This is a genomic window from Colwellia demingiae (assembly GCF_007954275.1).
Taxonomy (GTDB): domain Bacteria; phylum Pseudomonadota; class Gammaproteobacteria; order Enterobacterales; family Alteromonadaceae; genus Colwellia; species Colwellia demingiae.
Window position 1 is genome coordinate 1 of the sequence record NZ_VOLT01000013.1, and the last position, 19,758, is coordinate 19,758.

The 19,758-nt window shown below is 37.8% G+C and carries 20 protein-coding genes; 18 read left to right on the top strand and 2 right to left on the bottom strand.

Going from position 1 to position 19,758, the window contains the following annotated elements:
- Positions 1-149 precede the first annotated feature (149 nt).
- From ESZ36_RS19510 to ESZ36_RS19550, 10 genes are all read left to right on the top strand, one after another.
- Entirely contained in the window at positions 150-644 is a 495-nt protein-coding gene (locus ESZ36_RS19510; protein ID WP_246129180.1) for a rod shape-determining protein, read from the top strand.
- A gap of 109 nt (positions 645-753) precedes the next feature.
- A complete protein-coding gene (locus tag ESZ36_RS19515) occupies positions 754-1,023 on the top strand; it encodes a hypothetical protein (RefSeq protein WP_146790988.1) in 270 nt (89 codons plus the stop codon).
- A 121-nt stretch (positions 1,024-1,144) separates the two neighbouring features.
- Positions 1,145-1,900, top strand: coding sequence for a hypothetical protein (locus ESZ36_RS19520; RefSeq protein ID WP_146790990.1), 756 nt, complete (start codon positions 1,145-1,147; stop codon positions 1,898-1,900).
- A 353-nt stretch (positions 1,901-2,253) separates the two neighbouring features.
- A complete protein-coding gene (locus ESZ36_RS22600; protein WP_170235898.1) occupies positions 2,254-2,400 on the top strand; it encodes a hypothetical protein in 147 nt (48 codons plus the stop codon).
- Positions 2,401-2,616: 216 nt separating this feature from the next.
- The gene (locus ESZ36_RS19525; RefSeq protein WP_146790992.1) at positions 2,617-3,084 is read left to right on the top strand and encodes a helix-turn-helix domain-containing protein; all 468 of its coding nucleotides are present in this window, start codon (positions 2,617-2,619) and stop codon (positions 3,082-3,084) included.
- Between the two features lie 166 nt (positions 3,085-3,250).
- Positions 3,251-3,688, top strand: a complete 438-nt coding sequence (locus tag ESZ36_RS19530; protein WP_146790994.1) for a hypothetical protein — start codon at positions 3,251-3,253, stop codon at positions 3,686-3,688.
- A 119-nt stretch (positions 3,689-3,807) separates the two neighbouring features.
- Positions 3,808-4,119, top strand: coding sequence for a cupin domain-containing protein (locus ESZ36_RS19535; protein WP_146790996.1), 312 nt, complete (start codon positions 3,808-3,810; stop codon positions 4,117-4,119).
- A gap of 146 nt (positions 4,120-4,265) precedes the next feature.
- Positions 4,266-5,558, top strand: a complete 1,293-nt coding sequence (locus ESZ36_RS19540; protein WP_146790998.1) for an alpha/beta hydrolase — start codon at positions 4,266-4,268, stop codon at positions 5,556-5,558.
- Between the two features lie 83 nt (positions 5,559-5,641).
- A complete protein-coding gene (locus tag ESZ36_RS19545) occupies positions 5,642-6,433 on the top strand; it encodes an EcsC family protein (protein WP_146791000.1) in 792 nt (263 codons plus the stop codon).
- 123 nt (positions 6,434-6,556) lie between these two features.
- Positions 6,557-7,156 (top strand): glutathione S-transferase family protein, encoded by a 600-nt coding sequence (locus tag ESZ36_RS19550; RefSeq protein ID WP_146791002.1) that lies wholly within the window; start codon positions 6,557-6,559, stop codon positions 7,154-7,156.
- Between the two features lie 101 nt (positions 7,157-7,257).
- Here the strand turns inward: ESZ36_RS19550 and ESZ36_RS19555 are convergent, their stop codons facing one another.
- Complete coding sequence (locus tag ESZ36_RS19555) at positions 7,258-8,016, bottom strand: spermidine synthase (protein ID WP_146791004.1); 759 nt, start codon at positions 8,014-8,016, stop codon at positions 7,258-7,260.
- 116 nt (positions 8,017-8,132) lie between these two features.
- Between ESZ36_RS19555 and ESZ36_RS19560 the strand changes: the two genes are divergently transcribed.
- The 5 genes from ESZ36_RS19560 (at position 8,133) to ESZ36_RS19580 (ending at position 11,571) form a co-directional block, all read left to right on the top strand.
- Complete coding sequence (locus tag ESZ36_RS19560) at positions 8,133-8,450, top strand: hypothetical protein (protein ID WP_146791006.1); 318 nt, start codon at positions 8,133-8,135, stop codon at positions 8,448-8,450.
- A 132-nt stretch (positions 8,451-8,582) separates the two neighbouring features.
- Positions 8,583-9,425, top strand: coding sequence for an AraC family transcriptional regulator (locus tag ESZ36_RS19565; RefSeq protein WP_146791008.1), 843 nt, complete (start codon positions 8,583-8,585; stop codon positions 9,423-9,425).
- Between the two features lie 48 nt (positions 9,426-9,473).
- The gene (locus ESZ36_RS19570; protein WP_146791010.1) at positions 9,474-10,202 is read left to right on the top strand and encodes an AzlC family ABC transporter permease; all 729 of its coding nucleotides are present in this window, start codon (positions 9,474-9,476) and stop codon (positions 10,200-10,202) included.
- Entirely contained in the window at positions 10,195-10,515 is a 321-nt protein-coding gene (locus tag ESZ36_RS19575; RefSeq protein WP_146791011.1) for an AzlD domain-containing protein, read from the top strand. Before ESZ36_RS19570 ends, ESZ36_RS19575 begins: the two co-directional genes overlap by 8 nt.
- A gap of 489 nt (positions 10,516-11,004) precedes the next feature.
- Entirely contained in the window at positions 11,005-11,571 is a 567-nt protein-coding gene (locus tag ESZ36_RS19580) for a hypothetical protein (protein ID WP_146791013.1), read from the top strand.
- 91 nt (positions 11,572-11,662) lie between these two features.
- Here the strand turns inward: ESZ36_RS19580 and ESZ36_RS19585 are convergent, their stop codons facing one another.
- Complete coding sequence (locus ESZ36_RS19585) at positions 11,663-12,892, bottom strand: MFS transporter (RefSeq protein ID WP_146791015.1); 1,230 nt, start codon at positions 12,890-12,892, stop codon at positions 11,663-11,665.
- Positions 12,893-13,020: 128 nt separating this feature from the next.
- Here ESZ36_RS19585 and ESZ36_RS19590 point away from each other — a divergent pair, with 128 nt between their 5' ends.
- From ESZ36_RS19590 to ESZ36_RS19605, 3 genes are all read left to right on the top strand, one after another.
- The gene (locus ESZ36_RS19590; RefSeq protein ID WP_146791017.1) at positions 13,021-13,893 is read left to right on the top strand and encodes a LysR family transcriptional regulator; all 873 of its coding nucleotides are present in this window, start codon (positions 13,021-13,023) and stop codon (positions 13,891-13,893) included.
- A 442-nt stretch (positions 13,894-14,335) separates the two neighbouring features.
- Positions 14,336-15,877 (top strand): exonuclease subunit SbcD, encoded by a 1,542-nt coding sequence (gene sbcD, locus ESZ36_RS19600; protein WP_146791019.1) that lies wholly within the window; start codon positions 14,336-14,338, stop codon positions 15,875-15,877.
- Positions 15,874-19,755 carry an AAA family ATPase gene (locus tag ESZ36_RS19605; RefSeq protein WP_146791021.1) on the top strand — a complete coding sequence of 1,294 codons (3,882 nt, stop codon included), beginning with the start codon at positions 15,874-15,876 and terminating at the stop codon, positions 19,753-19,755. Before sbcD ends, ESZ36_RS19605 begins: the two co-directional genes overlap by 4 nt.
- Positions 19,756-19,758: the final 3 nt, after the last annotated feature.

Below are 19,758 nucleotides of genomic sequence, written 5' to 3' on the forward strand. Positions count from 1 at the left end.
CTAAGTATCAGCAGTTTCTAAAGAGTAAAAAACTCTAACAAAGCGTTCAAACGGACAAAAAACAGTTGGCTGTTTCACTCCGTTCACAATTTTAGCCAACAATTTTTTGCCGCTTAACGTGGCGTTAAGTGGCTCGGAGGCCGAAAGTATTGTTCACATTTATTAGAAGTCTGTTCTCCAATGATTTACTTGTCGAATTAAGTGAGAACAAAGTTTCGATTAAAGCTTTTACTTCTGATATGTCATTCGAAGAAGAGCCTTATATTGCTATAGAAAATACTAAAAAAGGGGAAGTCGTAAAAGCAATCGGAAAGAATGCTAAATCCCTATCTGCTCCAAATATTAGAGTTCTAAACCCTTTTAAGCACAACCGGTCTTTTGTCGCAGACTTTATGTGCGCAGAGAAAATATTGCAGCACGGTATTTATACCATGCATAATAGTCCAATAATCAGACCTTCACCTAGGGTTAATATTCACCAGTTAGAGAAAACTGATGGTGGGCTAACCGATATAGAAGAAAGAGTTTTACGCGAGCTAGCAATGGGTGCAGGTGCTCGCGAAGTGGTTATTTATTTAGGTTGTAAAATCAATACTAATGTTGAAGGATTTGATACAGTAAAGGCAAGAATATCAGCCACTTAACAAGCTATTCAAGCAGGACAAAATACAGTTGGCTGTTTTCGTTCCTCAACATTTTAGCCAACTAAATTTTGCCCCTTAACAGGGCGTTATATTTTTCTCAGGAGGAGTTATGTCTACACTTATTGTTGATAACATTACAACGGCGCAATCAGTATCAAAAGTGACGCTGTCAGCATCTGATCTTATTGAAAAGGTCGAGTTTTTTGATGAGGTTTCAGATCATGTCAAAGGTGAGTTTAGAGATTGGGTTAAAGAGCAGTTTAGTGACTTAACATCTCAAATAGATAACCTTCCAGAGTTGTTAAATCAAATGCAAAGTGACCTAATTAATTCAGTACCTATCGAGCAGATAGAGATTATTATAAGTCTTCTTAGTTAGGAGCATAAAAAATATAACAAGCAATTTAACAGGACTAAAAACAGTGGGCTGTTCGCTTTGCTCCATTTTAGCCCACTATTTTTAGCCCATTAATTGGGCGTTATGAGGAGAGGGATATCCAGTGGTCGCTGCAAATATTGTAATTAAAAGCTGTTATTTCGTTAATGACTTTTCGTGTTACGAGATAGCAAAAGATTTTGCGAGTCCTGTATTAGCAACCATAGCTATTTTATTTTCCGTTCTCATTGCATTTATGCAGCTATCTAAACAGCATAAAAACACTCTAGAACTAAAAAAAGAAGAAACAAAAAGTAAAACTCGCATAGATCTATTTAAGGAAATTAACGTTTTACTCGAATCTTCGAATACTAAAATTCGTGAAGTTCATTCATATTGTTTTGGAAAAAAGTATTCAAACCTTGAAATGAGAGCAGAAATTGATCATGTTGAGTTTTTGGAGTTAATGAAAAACTTTAGCAATGCTCTTTTAGTTGTTGCCAGCAAAATGGAGTCACATGAAATTGTTAACTTTAAATTATTCCGCGTGTTTCGCTTTGCTTTGTATTCTATTCATCATGATTTATTAGCCCTACAAAAAGAACAGGACAGGTTTAAGGTTCTTGAGAGTTTAATCAAACTTACTGATGATTCAATGATGTACTTTGGGGACTTTCAAGTTTGTATGCAGAATATGGCTTACGGAGTGGTTTTTGATTCAACTGTACCTCAGAGAATCCCAGCAGATAAACGTATTAAAGTAATAACTAACTGTCCTGAGAATTTAGATAAGTTGCACATCTATTTTGAGCGAGAATCTAATTGGGGAAAAAACTGTCTGAAGTATGAAAATGAGGCCAAGGAGGAGTTCTCCTCATAACAAGAATTTAAAGCAGGACTGCTAACAGTTTGCTCGGTTCCGCTTCGCTTCACAATTTTAGTAAACAATTATCAGCCCCTTAAATGGGCGTTATGTAGCAAGGAAGCACGTTGAACTGGTCGAGTATAATCAAGTTTTCACTATTCCATTTTGTAATACTCACTTTGCTGAGTACGTTAACTACTTTGTTAATTGGAGCCGATAATTTAGAGCAACAAACAGAGCGTGAGTTGCTAGTTTATTTCAATTTACCATCATTCCTTGTCGGGTCAGTTATCCTAACGCTATTTGCAAAAACACAAAGCTCCAAGGTTCTATTGCATCTTTTAATAACCGTTGTAATAAGTTCTATTGTGGCTACTTCTATCGTTTCTGTACTTATGGGCGCTATATATATTTCTCCAACATGGTTTATTGATTTACCTATTTCAGCATTATCTATTTTGGTAGCAATATTCATTGGCGGTTATTTTCGTGGTATAACTACAATTGCTACATAACAAGCTAATTAATAAGGACAAAAAACAATTGGTTGTTTTCGTTCATCAACATTTTAGCCAACAATTTTTTGCCCCTTAACGTGGCGTTATGTGCTTTCTCATATTTATAACCTACTGATTTTTAATAAGTGTCATGTATGTGTCATGTAGATGTCGTAGCTAAATCAAGGTTGTTTAGTTGATAATCAGTCTCGAACTACAGTAAAGGATATATAAATGATCGTTCGAAAATTAAGAATACAGCGAGGTTGGTCTCAAGATCAACTTGCTCAATTTAGCGGATTGAGTGTAAGAACTATTCAACGTATTGAAAGAGGAAAAACTGCTGGATTGGAATCATTAAAATCTTTAGCTGCTGTTTTTGAACTTAATATTCAAGACTTACAACAGGAGACAGTTATGGATACCAACACAAACCTTTCAGATAAAGAAGTTAAAATAATAGAGCATGTAAAAGATATAAAAGACTTTTATTCACATCTTATTAATTATGGGATTGTTGTAGGGGCATTCTTTATTTTAAACTTAGTAACAAGCCCTGATTATATTTGGGCTTGGTGGATAGCTATCGGTTGGGGGATTGGTGTGATTTCTCATGCCCTTAGTGTTTTTGAAATTATAAATTTTTTCGGTGCTGATTGGGAAAAGAAGCAGATAGAAAAAAGGTTAAATAAAAAACTGTAACGCACATAACAAGGCACTCAAAAGGACAAATAACAGTTGGTTTTTTCTCCTTCGTCACTGATTTTAACCAACTATTACTTAGCCTGTTAATTAGGCGTTAGCTGCTTTGCCAAACTGCTGGCAATCATCTATATTCAATTATTCATTAATAACGAAAGGGAATACTATGAAATTTATTATTAATCTAACTGTTGTATTTGTATTGCTAGGCATTTCAAATCAATCTTATGCAAAAACTAGTCAAGTCAACGACATCAGCTTTTTACAAGAGAACTTCGATTTAACTCTTTTTGAAAAAAACACAGAAAGTGAACTAGAGCAATTAATCAATCAAGTAAACTCAGGAAACTCTAATGTATCATCAGAAGCAGATATCAAGAGCTTTATTGATTTAGGCTTTTCCGAGGATTTAAAAAATTCAAACTACTTTTGCTCTACAAAAGGTTGTGTTTTATTTTTAGAGTTAAATCCTGAAAGTAATAAAGCTTCTAAATATCGTGCTGACAACTACATTTCTAATATAGATACTAATTATTGGTATGACTTCAAGTCCAAAGATGTATTTGAGTCTAATAATAATTATTACCTTGTCCTGCTAAAATAAAGCAGCTAACAAGAACTTCAAACGGAAAAATACAGTTGGCTGTTTCACTACGTCCACATTATAGCGAACTTTATTTTTCCGCTTAAGTAGACGTTATGTGATTTAAAAGGGGTGACCTATTGGAAAATATATTTAGCAATATTCCATCAGAATTACCAAATGAAATATTCGAAGATATTATCATTACAGAAAAGCTAAGAGTCGAGCGCATAGTATCAAAAGGGCAAACATCTCCTGATAGTGGCTGGTATGATCAAAGTGAAAATGAATGGGTTATTGTTTTATCTGGTTACGGTGTAATTGAATATATAAATGGTATTAAAATTACTCTCAAACAAGGTGATTACTTGAATATCCAAGCTCATGAAAAGCACAGAGTGATAGAAACATCATCTGATGAAGCAACGGTTTGGTTAGCCATTTTCTATTAAGTGTAATCATCACATAACAATAATTTCAAGAGGGACAAAATAAAGTTGGCTTTTTTGTTCACTCCGTTCACCTATTTTAACCAACTATTTTTCGCCTCTTATTGAGGCGTTAGTTTTTCTAATAACTGAGATGGAATTGATGCCTAATGAATAAATTTATTGTGTTGTTTTTTCTTTTCCTGACAATATCTGTTAGTGCAAATGAAATGAATTCAAAGCAAAAGCAACTTGCTCAAAAAGAATACCCGACAGAAACCCTTTATCAATTATGGGCTGATTATAGAAAGAATGAGCACTCTATTATTAAATTTTATGACGGTTTGGCTGAAAAGCATATTGTCGAACTTAAAAAAGGCAATCCAAAGAAAGCTACCGTGACATATCTTGCAAAAGGCAGTTCAGAAACTGACTATATTTTGCAGTCGGGTGGACCAGACTTTTATGGGTTAAGGTTTAAAAAAATTGGCAACAGTAATATTTACTTCTGCATTCAGGACATTCCCGTTGATGCTTGGTTCAATTATGGGGTTAATGAATTCAAAAGAACACCATCTCATGAATTAAATGGACTTGACTTAACTACAATGGAACACATTTATGATGGAGCTGTCATAGGTCCTGAAGCACCTATGTCACCTTATATTCATGCAAACCAGAACGTACCTAAAGGAGAGTTGCGTGAAGTTTTCCTAGACAGTAAGTTTATGAATGAAGAACGTAAAATATTGATTTATATACCGGCTAATTATAATCCCCAAATTGCACATAACTTAATTTTTCAGTTTGACGGAGAAGATTACTCGCAAGGTCCTGATGAAGGACCTGCTTGGCAGGGTTGGACACCAATGCCCACGATTCTTGACAATTTGATTCATGAACAGAAGATAGTGCCTACTATTGCTGTATTTATCAACAACCAAGGCAACCGCTCAGGTGATTTGATCAGCAAGAAAATAACAGACTTTGTCGCTATTGAGTTGGTTAGCTGGGTAAGAAGTAATTACAACATTTCAAAGAACCAATCAGATGTCGTTGTTTCTGGTGCTAGTCGTGGAGGTTTTGCTGCTGCTAATACAGCTCTACGTCATCCTACTATTGTGGGCAGCGTACTGTCACAATCTGGTTCATTTTATTATACCGACAAGGAAAATTGGCCAATATACCCTGAATTTGAAGGCAAGCTTATTCTCGACTATAAGAAATCAGAAAATAGAGGAATTAATTTCTATTTGGAAGTAGGGTTATATGATCTTGGCCTTGGTCGAGTTGGTATTAATCGACAATTGCGGGATATTCTTTTACTTAAAAACTATCAAGTTGACTATTATCAGTACAAAAGTGGTCATGCACATATAGGGTGGCGACACACTCTCGCAAAAGGCTTACTCTCACTTCTGGCTGTACAAAAAACTAACAAATCACTCAAGCAGGACAAATAACAGCTGGCTGTTGTTCGTACCTCACACATTTTAGCCTGCTATTATTTGCCGCTTAGCAAAGCGTTAGCCATTAAGGGGTTTACTTGAAAATTTCTGAGTTACATGAAAAAGAGCTTTTAGTTGCAAAATCTTTATTAGAGAACCCAGGACTTGCTGCAAAAATAACTAACCTTATAGGTACTCCTATTGAAAAAGGTTTAGATTTACTTCCTGATGATTGGAGTAAAAATATAGCTAAAGTGACAGAGAAATCTCTAATTAAGGCATCTGATGCTGCGATATTTACGATGAAAGATATTCCTGGAGAAGGATCGTCTAATATTTGGCATAAGTTGGGAGTTGCCGTTAGTGGTGGTGTCGGTGGTTTCTTTGGCTTGGCGGCAATAGCTGTTGAACTACCGATTTCAACATCAATAATGTTGCGTTCTATAGCTGATATTGCTCGTAGCGAAGGTGAATCGATTACAACACCTGAAACTCAAATGGCTTGTTTAGAGGTGTTTGCATTGGGAGGGCCAAGTGATCTAGATGATGGCAGTGAGTCAGGGTATTTTGCGATAAGAGCAGCACTAGCAAAGTCAGTTGCTGAAGCAGCAGAATTTATTCTAAAAAAAGGTATTACCGATGAAGCAGCTCCTATTTTAATTAAATTAATTGCTAAAATCGCTGAAAAGTTTGGTGTACAAGTTACTCAAAAAGCAGCTGCACAAGCCGTTCCTGCCATTGGTGCAGCTGGCGGCGCAATCATAAACACTTTATTTATTGATCACTTTCAAGACATGGCTAGAGGCCATTTTATTATTAGAAAATTAGAACGTGTATATGGATATGAAGTAGTCAAAGACGCATATGATGCATTACCTAAAAATGGCTAACAAGTTACTCAAACGGACGAAAGACAGTTGGCTGTTTTCGTTCCTCAACATTTTAGCCAACTAAATTTTGCCGCTTAATGTGGCGTTATACATTAAGTCGATTTATCATTCGGAGTTTAATAAATGAAATTAACTGTTGGTACTGATTCAACATGGTCACTAAGAGTTTGGATATGCAGTCAATTAGCACAATTAAATGTTGAAGTTAACGTAATTGATTTAACTAGTTCAGACTATAAATCAGAGATATTCAAGCACTCTGTCACAGGTTTAGTGCCTTCCTTAAATGAGGGTACTTTTGTGATACATGATTCGCTAGCAATCGCTGAGTATTTCAATGAATGTTCTGATGGTGCTCTTTACCCTAGTCTAAGCTCCGAAAGAGCTTTAGCTCGAAGTTTATGTTCAGAGTTACACTCTGGTTTTACTAACCTTAGAGCACAATGCCCATTTTCATTAGAACAAGTTACTCCTTTATTAGAGCTTAATGAGGACATTGATAATGAGCTAATTAGGCTTGAAAATATTTTTGGATCAGCACATTTGCCATTTATGTTTAATTCTGCGGGAGTAGTAGATGCGTTTTATTCAATTCTTGCCTTTAGGTTAAAAGCATATGGTATAAAGCTTCAAGGTAAAGCCGGCGAGTACCAGGAAAGTCTTTTGAATTGGTCTAATTTAAAACAGGCTATAAATCTTGCTCAAAGCTGGAAAAACGCATAAGTCATTAAAGCAGGACTAAAAACAGCTGGCTGTTTCACTCATCTCCATTTTAGCCAACTATTCTGATCCGCTTAGCAGGGCGTTAACTATGAACATCCCCATCAATTTTGTGTATCACATAGTAATTTGGCATAACGCTCCATCGGAATGTTCATTTGCTCTTGCAACCATTGACCTCTAGTAAGTAGTTCTTCTCTGTTTATCGAGGGGATGTCGTTTTTGAATGCGAGTACGATCGTGTTTTCACTGTCTACTTCGAAACTGAGTCGTTGCTTTTCAAATTCGAGCGCGAGTAATTCATCTAACTCTTCTCGTAAGTTATGTGTCGTATGGCAGATATTTAGCACGAGGACACCGTGTTTGTTGAGTGCATTTTTACAATCACGCAAGTAGGATAATTGTACTTGTTTCGGTTCCATGCCTTGTGAGTTGTATAGATCTGAAAAGATAATATCGCTTTTAATAACGGTATTTTTCATGTAATTCACAGCATTGTCTATATGAATAAAGAGGCGATCAGTATCGGGCAAGTAAAAATATTCTTTTGCGGTCTTAGCGACTGCTTCACGGTACTCAATCGCGTGTACGTTTAATTCTGAGAAACTACTGAGCAGGTTCTTCGCCATAGAGCCTGCACCTAACCCCATGACGGTGGCTGTTTTTACTGTGGGGATAAATAATAAACCCGCCATCATGGCCTGGGTATAACTGAGATGTAATCCATTAATGTTATTGAGTTTCATGCAACTTTGATATATTTTCCCATCAAAGCTGAGAATTCGGCTGGTCTTTGTTTGGTAAACATAAATCGGGCCGTGCTCATCTGCTGTAGATAAGATACATTTTCCATTGATATCCATGGTATTTTTAAGACCTTTTAAATACGTGTATATAGCTGGTAGGGCATTATAATGAAAAATAGCAATGTCGAGTGAGTCTGCTCTATAACAAGCGTTTTAACAAGGACAAAAAATAGATGGCATTAAAAGTAAATTTAAAACAGTTTCTTGACGAAAAGGGCAAGGTACTAGAACTTACGGAACAAGCCAAAACGGTGTTCAAATTTCTGACTACGATTGTGTTATCGGTTTCTGAAAATATCGAACAGCCGCTCATTGAGATTGACTTGAGATGCAATACCCGAGCAGCTGAGTTGTCTTGTGAAGGAGATATTGAAGCAAATTGTATCGCAAATAACATCATTGAGTGGCATTGTGATACCTGTGAAGCGTCTGGAACCATTTCTAATTGGCAAGGAAGCATGTGGGATATGCAAAAACCGACACTTCATTAGCTGACAATTCAGGTCTGAACTCAGGCTCGCAAATAAGCGGGGTTTAATTAAGAGTGATAAAAGATGCAAATAGCTGTGATAAATAACAGCAATATTGTACTATTTTTTAAGAATGAAACTTAATTGCTAGTTATGGATAATAAAACACAGGAAAAAGCCGACTTTACTCTTGCCAATGCCTATGGTGGCGTTGAAATGGTACGCGCCGATTATAAGGGGCAGGCGTTTTCAAAACACGTTCATGAAGGTTACACCATAGGTGTCATTGAAAAAGGCGCGCAACGCTTTTACCGTAGTGGTGAAATTCATACTGCGGATACGAACTCTATTATTTTAGTAAATGCTGACGATGTACACACGGGTGAGTCTGCTTCACCGGGTGGGTGGCAATATCGAGCAATGTATCCTTTGCCGGAACATTTTGAAAACATCAGTATTGATCTTTATGATGGTGGGAAATTCGCACCATACTTCAGCTCGTCAGTTATTAACGATCCTATCTTAACAGAGCAGTTAAGATTGCTATTTAATCAAGTCGATAACAATGCCTCAAAATTACTAACAGAAACTATTCTGTATGCCTTAATGTTACGATTAACGTTAAGGCATTCTTCACATCGCCATGTTCCAAAAGACTTGTCAGGCAGCAAAGAAAAACTCATTAGGGTAAAAGACTATTTAGATTTCTATCCAGCGGAAGATATATCGTTGAAACAATTGGCGATAATCGCTGGCTTAAGTCAATATCACTTTATTCGGCAATTTAAAAAAATGTTCGACCTTGCGCCCCATAGCTATCAAATCCAGGCTAGGTTAAAAAAAGCGAAAACGTTACTAAAAGCTGGGGTGAAACCCGTTATGGTTGCGAGCGATTGTGGTTTTCATGATCAAAGCCATTTCAATAGACACTTTAAAAAAGCACTGGGTACTTCGCCAAGTAAGTTTCAAAAACAAGCAGTTTTGTACAAGAACTGATTACGTTTACCCTGTAAACTCTTTCAAAATCTAGAAGGAGTGTTATTAATGCCAAGTAAAACCGCTATCGCTGGGGAGTCCGTCTCAAGCGATTTTCAAACAATGAAGCAAGCAATCGTTGCTATATTCCCGCTTTCACTCGCTGTAGTGCCATGGGGAGTGCTTTGTGGCTCTTTAGCCATTAATGTAGGTCTTACACCTTTACAAGCTCAATTAATGTCATTGTTAATCTTTGCAGGGGCGGCGCAATTAGCAGCACTTACTATTATGGGCGCTGTTGGCTCTTTATCTTCAATGTTTTCGTCAACCTTTGTTATTAGTTCCCGACACTTACTTTATTCAGCTGTTTTTCGAGATCACGTGAGAAAAAGCTCTTTCGGACTTCGTTGTAGTATTGCCTTTTTTCTCACTGATGAAATGTTTGCGGTAACGTGTGCTTATATAGTGAAAAATAAAAGATTTAGTCCTGTTTACGCACTCAGCTCTGGTATTACCTTTTATGTTATTTGGAACATTTCAACCTTTGCAGGAATCGTTGCGGGTCAGCATATTCCCAATCTAGAACATTTAGGGCTTGAGTTTGCTATTGCAGCAACATTCATCGCGATAGTCATTCCACTTATTAAAAATAAATCTACCATGGTATCCGTTGTCACTAGCGGTTTAAGTGCCATTATCCTTTCAGTCTTTATGAAAGAATATGCGCTAATTGCAGCAACCTTCATTGGTATGATTTGTGGTTACTTAACAAAAGACAAGGAGAGCATTAATGAATGATTTTTGGTTAGCTTTATTAGGCATGACATGTATCACCTTTTCATGTCGATACTTCTTTTTCTCCACAACCGTCCCTTTTAAACTCGGGCCAAAAGTAAGCAGATTACTTAGCTATACAGCACCTTCTGTTATGACAGCGATGTGGGTACCTATTGTATTTCTTGGCCATCAGGAGAGCGGTAGTGATTTTATTACCAGCCCTTTTTTAATCGCAGGTATAGCAACAGTGATATTTAGTTTATTGATAAAAAATACGCTGGCCGTGGTTATATTCGGTATGAGTGTTTTTGCCTTGTTGAAGGTGTTTTTCTAAGTAAAACATTTGAAAGCAAAGCAAAGCAAAGCAATTGAAAGCAAAGCGATGTGATAAAAAGCATAACGAGACATTACACTCAGGTAATGCTCAACGCGATAGTTCTATTTATTGTCATCAAAAAAGTGTTGCCATCAAAAAAATCCTACTTAAGTGTCATGGACTTAAATTCAACAGAAGGTAAGCTTATACCCGTTCCACTTGAAGATGCAGGATTCAGCTGGAATTATAAACGCCTTTAGGCAAGGCATTGATGAAGAGAATAGTTATTATATTGTCGAAATCAATAACGTAGCATAAAGCGTTTATAAACCAGCCCTTTGGGGAAAACTGAGCAAACCATACCCGTCGTTACATTTGTTTTTAAGGGAACCACCCTTAACAAAAAAATGTGCCTTGATTATGATTCGCTCAGGTTTCCTGAAACGAGCATCTTCAAGTGGAGCGGATATATATAGTATCAAGCAACCCTATAATTGGAGTATTAAGATGTCTACAGTCATGAAGTTTTTTCTCACCAGTGCATTGGTACTCGCTACTTTAGTTTCATCAAACAGTTATAGTGCTTCGGTATTAAGTGGTACAAAAACAATAAATTTACTCACTAAAGAAGGTCAGCGTATACCCATAGGCAGTATTGAGTTTATACCTACACCTAACAATATTCAGTATCAATTACATATTGATCATAGTCGTTTTAAAGATTATTTTTTGTCTATGAAAGAGATGAAATGTCTCGAAGGGCCTGAGCTTTGGTGTCATATCAGATACCCCTACGAACAACCACATACCTTAACAACTAATGATTTACGCTGGTTAGAGCATGACTTACTCTTTATGTTTAAGAAAAAAAATGAGTTTGGTGCTAACTTCTGGAATGGCGTTTATTATGCTTTGATGATTAAAGAGGATGTTATTGTAGGTGAAGCACAAGCAATAGATCTTAACTTGCTCGCAGCCCCGCCTGAAGATTTAGATACGCCTTTTTACTCTGAAGAATTACGAGATGAAATAGAACGCGTACAACGTTGGTTACCCGATATAGAAATCCGTTAATTTTTTGCTGTTCAATTAAGTGACCTAAAAAAGAGAATAACATTTTGATGTTATTCTCTTTTTTTTATAATTAACTTAATTAAGCCATTAATTAGACGACAGGGTGTGTTTCTTTTAACGCTGCAATTTCATCATCTTTGTGTTGAGACACGGTACAGCGGTGTAACAGCCAACACAGCAGATAAATCAAACCATAAAGCACCATTCCACCGGCAAGTACTCCATGCCATGCGCCATATTGCCAACAGGCAATTAAGTAAAAACCACCTAAACTACCGCCAACGTAATAATGCACTAGGTATAACGCCGTTGCTGTTGCTTTCGCTGTATCCGCTTTTTGACTTACCCAGGCATAGGCAAGTGAGTGGGTGAAGAAAGCGCCAGAACTAATCAATAATAGGCCAATAATCATGGCGTATAAAGAATCATAACTGGCGAGCCACATACCTATAACACTTACCGTTGTTCCTAATACCATGCCATAGATTGGGCTGTAAACTTGGCTCCAACGACCACTAAATTTTGCCGTAATGGTGCCAGTGAGATAACACAAAAAAATCATCGAGGTTAAGCTGATAGACAGTGAGTAGGGCGGCGCAACAAGACGAAATCCCATTACCGTATAAAGATTAACGAACAAAGCAAAATTTAGTCCCCCAATAATCATCGCTAACCATAATTTACGCTGCTTTAAGTGACCAATGACATTTCGGTTATGGCTACGGAATTGTCCTTTTTTCGGGGTGAAATATTGTTGTTCAGGTAACAGTCGGTTAACTAATAATGCGCCGAATAAACTGGCAATAGCCATACCAATAACCGCCATTTCCCAGCCCCAATACTCAGTGACAAAACCGCCGTATAAACGGCCAGTAATTCCTCCTAATGAATTTGCACTAATATAGCCCCCGATAGCAAGCATCAAGGCTTTAGGGGTGAATTCTTCTGCCATGTATGCCACAGCAACGGCGGCAAATCCTGCCAGAGATATACCCATTAACCCGCGGGCTAAGGTTAACATTAGCAATGAATCTGTTAGTAACATTGCCATACCAGCAAACGGCAATAAGAAAAGACTCAGCATCATCACCTTACGACGGCCAATCATTTCTGAAGCGATAGCCCATGGCACAAGCGTTAGCGCTAAGGTTAAGGTACTTGCTGCCAGTAACCAGTTAATTTCAATGGCACTGGCGTTAAATTTTTCAGCCATTAAGGGCAACATAGGTTGGAACATGTACAAATTACAAAAGACGAGGAAAGATCCTAACGCTAACGCAAAACTTGCACGGCGATAAGCAGCTGTTTTTATTTCGATCATGGTGATGACACTCAGAAGGTGACGTTTAATAACGAGTATTATTTGACGAATTGATAAAACAATAGCAATATTACATCAATAATTAAAATATATAATAACTATCAACTCTATAACTTAAGGTTATAGCTATGAATACACGTTTATTGACTTACTTTGTCAAACTGGTTGAAACAGAGAATTTCACCCGTGCGGCTGAGCAGTTACACATTGCACAACCTGCATTAAGTGTTGCTATAAAAAAACTAGAGCAGCAATTAGATCTGCCTTTATTTCATCGAAATGAACGAAAAGTCACGCTTACTCATGAAGGTGAGGTTTTACTTGGGCATGCTCGACTTGTTTTACAACAAATTAACGACGCTAATATTGCAATGGCTGAGTTAAAAGGGCTTGAAAAAGGCGAAGTAAAACTAGGTGTTCCTAGTATGCTCGGCTCTTACTTTTTTCCTGAAATATTAATGGGATTTAAAAGCAAGTACCCAAATCTGAAACTCACTATTATTGAAGCAGGCACACAATCTATTCGCCAAATGTTGTTAGATGGAGAATTAGACTTAGGCGTCATACATAACGAAGATGTGCCTGAACGTCTTGAAACGGAGCACTTAATCACTTCTCAAATGGTCGCAGTGGTTAGTGAAGATCATCATTTAGCGGCACAGCCCTGCATGAAATTTGTCGACTTCTTTAAAGAAGATCTTGTGATGTTTAAAGCGGGATATTTTCATCGGGAATTTATTGATGAACTCTGTCAAAAATACAATTTCACCCCGAAGATCTCTTTCGAAACAAACCTGTTGCCGATGATGTTAAATATAGTGCGACATGATTTTTCAATATCAGCATTACTTGAACTGGTGACAGACCATGAAAAAGGCGTTGTTGCCATTCCGTTTGAAAAGCCTGTCTATCTAAATATTGCCATGGCTTGGCGGAAAAATGGTTATTTGTCACTAGCAGATAGAGCATTTCTCGAATTCGTTAATGAGTATGATAAATAAAGCTTATACCCGATCCACTTGAAGATACTCGTTTCAGGAAGTCTGAGCTATTCATAATCAAGACGCATTTTTTTATTAAGGGTCATTCAGGAGAATCTGCTCCTGCATTCTCTAACAAGCTACATCCATGTAACGTCATTAAAAAGAAAGGTAACGCAGAGTATGATTTGCTGAGTCTTCCCCAATGGGCTGGTTTAGAAACGCTTTATGCTGCGTTATTGATTTCGACAATAGAATAACTATTCTCTTTAATCAATGCCTTGCCTAAAGGCGTTTCTAATTCCAGCTGAATCCTGCATCTTTAAGTGGAACGGGTATATTATCTAGATGAATCGAAACGAATACTCCAATAAGCCAGATAAACTCTGTGTTACTACACTTAGTTTATCTGTTCAGGTAAACTAATGAACAATTCTACATTGCACAGTCTCTTAACGTTTTTATGCGTATTATTCATACCTCAGATTGGCATCTTGGCCAATATTTTTACGGCAAAAGCCGCGCCAATGAACATCAACAGTTTCTTACCTGGTTATTAGCACAAGTTAGCCTACATAACATTGATGCGATTATTGTGGCGGGTGATATTTTTGATACCTCAACACCGCCAAGTTATGCCCGCGAAATGTATTTCGATTTTATAGCGAGATTACAAGGGAGCAATTGCCAACTTATTATTTTGGCTGGTAATCATGACTCTGTAGCGATGTTGTCTGAATCACAAGCCGTATTAGCGAGTTTGTCTACCCGTGTTATTACGCAGGTAATACCCGCTTCACTCAGTGAAGATGAGCTCGAAGAGAAGGCACTTTCACAACAAGTTTTTCCATTACATGATGCTGATGGGAAAATCACAGCCATTATTTGTGCTATTCCTTTTGTTCGTCCGCGTGATGTTATTAGAAGTCGAGCAGGGCAGTCGGCTAGTGATAAACAGCAGAGCTTACAACAAGCAATTAGTGACCATTATCAGTATTTATATCAACAGGCACGAAAGCAAGCTGACGCGTTTGAAAAAGCTGAGGGCATTGTCGTACCCATTATAGCAACCGGCCACTTAACAGCGCTTGGCGTTTCAATAAATGACAGTAAGAGTGATTCCGTTAGAGATATTTATATTGGTTCGTTAGAAGCCTTTCCTGCTAGTGCTTTTCCCCCTGCGGACTATATTGCTCTTGGCCATATCCATAGAGCACAACAGGTAGCAAAGTCAGAGCATATACGTTATTGCGGCTCGCCAATTGCTTTAAGTTTTGATGAAGCCAAGCAAGATAAACGTGTGCTGATGGTTGAGTTTACCTCAGGTAAACTTAATCAAGTTGAAGATGTTATTGTGCCGTGTTTCCAACCGCTATACATGGTGAAAACATCGATAGATGAGGTTGAAAGCTCGCTTCAAGAAACACTGGTCGCATTTGAAAAGCGCCAAGCAGCGGAAAATATTCCTGCGAGTGTTAAGGCTTGGCTTGATATTGAAATTGATAACGGTGATCACTTAAGTGATTTATCGCAGCGAGTCACTGAACTAGCCGTAGATATGCCTTTTGAAGTGTTATTGGTTCGTCGTTCCAAAAAGGCGCGTCAACGACGACAAGCCCAATTATCACAACAGGATAACAGTACGTTGAGTGAGTTATCTTTAACTGAAGTTTTCGATTCGCGGTTATCACAACTTGAATGGCAAACGGATGAAGAAGTCGCACGTAAAACACGGTTAACACAATTATTTACTGAACTGTCGGTCGAAATGAAACAAGCCGCTTCTCTTGCGAATCAAAAAAGTGATGCGGATAAAGCGCTAAAGACTAGTTCATCAGCCCAAAAAGAGTCGACATCACAAAGTGCTTTACCTGAAGAAGAAAGCACAGACGCTGAAAAAGAAAGTGTTATCACCGAAAAAGAGGGTGTTATCACTGAAAAAGTCAGTGCTATCGTCGAAAAAGACAGTATTACGCCTGAATCGCTAGAGCAACACAATTTATGAGAATATTAAGTTTACGCTTTGAGAACATTAATTCCCTCAAAGGCAGTTGGAAAATAGATTTTAGTGAAGCGCCTTTTGATAACAATGGTTTATTTGCTATTACCGGTCCTACTGGGGCAGGTAAAACTACGATACTAGATGCCATTTGTTTAGCGCTATATCACCAAACACCCCGATTAACAGTCTCTAAAAAACAGAATCAGTTAATGACTCGCCACACCAGCCATTGTATGGCTGAAGTTGAGTTTGAAGTAAGAGGTCAAGGCTATAGAGCTTTTTGGAGTCAAAAACGCGCGCGTAATAAGCTTGATGGTAATTTATTAGAGCCTGTTGCAGAGCTTGCCAAAGTCGATGGCACTATAGTGTCAGACAAGCTTAAAATGGTGCGTAGTGATATTAGCGAGTTAACAGGGCTTAACTTCTCACGCTTTACCAAATCAATGATGTTGTCTCAGGGAGAGTTTGCCGCATTTTTAACATCACAACCTAATGAGCGCGCGCAATTATTAGAGCAACTGACAGGGACTGAAATATACGGCGATATATCTAAGCAGGTTTTTGATAATCATCGTAGTGCCAGTGAATCCTTGAAACTTTTACAAGCGCAAAGCCAAGGTGTTACTTTACTTGATGATGAGCAACTAAAAGCTCTTGAGCAACAACTTGCAGATATTACCGAGCAAGAGAAAAATGTAAACGCGCAATTACAACAAGCGCAACAAGTTAAAACCTGGTGTACAAGCTTTTCAGCTAATGAACAAAACCAGCAAACAGCTAAAACACAACTGGTTGAAATAGAGAATAAAGAATTAGCAGCGAAACAAGAACTTGATTTACTGACGCTGTCGTCCTTGGCCGAACCGATTCAGGCACCCTATGAAAAAATGGTGCATTATCGCGAGCAATATCAGCAAACCTTACAACAGGTTACCAGTCAAACAGAGCAGTTGGCTATCCTTGAACAAGACGTTTTAGTGAGTGATGAAGCGTTAACGCTGTTAAAAAAATGCCACAATGAAGCTGAAATACAACGTAAGGTGATTGAGCAAGTATTGCATGACAAGATACAACCACTTGACCATGCCATTACCCACCAACAAAATACCTTAACAGAAACAAAAAGTACCATAGCTGAACAAAGCGAAGCACTTAATGTGAATGCTAATGCGTTGGCAGCGTTAGAAACTGAGCAACTAAAAGCAGTAGAGACTGTTCAACAGCAACAAGCGTATTTAGCGCAAGGTCAGGCGTTAGCAAAATTGCCAGAAAAGTTGCCCTTATGGAACAGTCAATTTAAGCAGTTAAGCCAACTACAATCTAATGTTGTGGAATTAGTTAACGAGCAAAGTAACATTGAAAAAAACGTGTTAACTTTGCAAACTAAGCAACAAAATCAACAACTGCTAATCACGAAAAGTGAAGACGAATTAAAACAACTAAACAGCCATAAGCAGATAATGGCTGAACAAACACAGCAGCTAATACAAAACAGCCAAGTAGCTCAAGCTATTCTCTCAAGCGCTGGTAAAAGTAATGACAGAGGTGATGGCGCTGCCCCTGAGTTGACGAGTGGCATACTCAATCAAGCAATTTTAGATCGTCAAAATCATCAACTCGCTTTAAACCAAGCACAGCAGTTGGCGCAGCGTTTTCATGTGCTTTCACAAGAACAACAGGCGTTATCTGTGCAGCAGGGCAAAGATAATCAACAACTTGTTACCGCAGAGCAAGAACTTGTACAGTTACGCCAACGTTACAGTGCTACTCAACAGCAGAAAAAAGATGTAGAAACCTTACTTGCTCAGCAGCAAACTATCATGGCACTGAGTGAACATAGAGCAAAACTGCAACCACAAGAGTCATGTCCATTGTGTGGCTCTACTGATCATCCTGCCGTTAAAGAATATCAAGCGCTTGATAATGATGCGCATCAACAACGTTTGACACAGTTAACACTTGAGCGAACGCAACTTGAAAAACAAGGTAAAGAGCTGAACGTTGTACAAGCAAACTTAACTGCGCAACTTGAAATGCAGAAAAATCGTTTACAAGGCATAACCAGCGAACAAGGTAATCTGGAACATAATTGGCAATCATTAAATATTAACCAGTACGTTTTGTTAAACCAAAATGAACAGTCATTTTCATTACTAGATGTTGGTGTAGAACAGGCAATAAATGACCAGTTAACGACAGTATTAAAGCAGCTTGAAGAGTTACTTTTATTGCAAACGTCGCTGCAAGGAAATAGCCAAAATCAACAACATAATAGTGAACAAATTACCCATAGTGAAAAGCAGCTGTCTACTCAGTTAAATCAGTTACAAATTTTGCAAGAACAAAGTAATAATCACCAAGGTTTAAATCAAAAGTCAGCTGAAGATTTACGCCTAAAACAACAGGCATTTTTGACGCTAAATGCTCAGTTGTTAGCAGATATAACAGCGACTGAAATCACTCTGCCATTTAGTGGAAGTAGTGAGCAAAACCAGGCGCAAGAAAAAGCACAATATCAAGCCATTTGTATTGATGGGGATTGGCTTGACTCTATCAGTCAACAGGGGGCTGATTACCAGCAAACTGTAACGACTCATCAAGCCGCTAAAACTGAGCTTGATAACCTTGGGAATAATCTAGGTTTATTAAAACAGCAAGTTCATCAGCAGCAGAATCAAGTTAACCAGATAAAAATCCAATTGACGCAACAAGAGAGTGAGTTAATGCAATCTTTACTGTTACGCGTTACCTTTTTTGTTGATCTAGGTATTACTGATGAAGATATGCAAGAATCTGTATTACTTAGAGAAAGCATTAATAGTCAACGAGGATTGAGTGAATCTGAGTTTGATGAGGCTGAACGAGTCCATAATGAGAAAAAATCGACTCAACAGCTTAATAAAGGCCAATTAACCACCTCGAAAACTCAATTGCAAAGTCTGTTTACACAACATGATAGCGCAAATAATAATTGGATAACGTTACTCTCTGAAAGTAAGTTTACCGATGAAAATCAATACTTATCAGCGCTGCTCAGTACAGAGAAAAAGCAACAATTAACTAAGCTTTCAAACGACATTGATGATAGTAAAAAACAAGCGAAAATATTGATAGCACAAAGTGAAAAAATATCCCTAGAATTGAATGATAAAAAAACTGAGTTGAGTGCAAACGGTGCAGATGACTTTATTGAAAGTTCAGTATCAAAAGCCTTGATGGATTTGTCAGAGTTGTTGAAACAATGTCAGCAAAATATAGGACAGTTTAGCCAACAAATCGAACAAGATAAAAGTAACAAAAATCGACAGGAAACGTTACTGAAAAATATTAAATCAGCGCAAGATGCTTTGGATGATCTTAGTCACCTTAACGCACTTATTGGCTCAGCTGATGGCGCTAAATTTAGACGCTTCGCACAAGGCTTAACACTCGCTAATTTAGTACATCTTGCCAATGCACAATTAGAGCGCCTCTTTGGTCGATATCAGCTTCAGTGTCAACAGAACGATACCCTAGAATTAGAAGTACTCGATACCTGGCAAGGAGATACTGCTCGTGATATTAAAACCTTATCTGGCGGTGAAAGCTTCTTAATAAGTTTGGCGCTCGCTTTAGCACTATCGGATTTAGTCAGTAATAAAACCAGTATCGACTCACTCTTTCTCGATGAAGGTTTTGGTACGTTAGATAATAACACCCTTGAAGTAGCACTTGATGCGCTCGATAACTTAAATGCCAGTGGCAAAATGATTGGTGTTATCAGCCATGTTGATGCATTAAAAGAACGCATTGGCGTGCAAATTAAAGTTAAAAAACTCAGTGGGCTAGGGATCAGCAGTTTGGATAAACAGTATGAATTTCATGCTGAGACGGTTAACTAATTG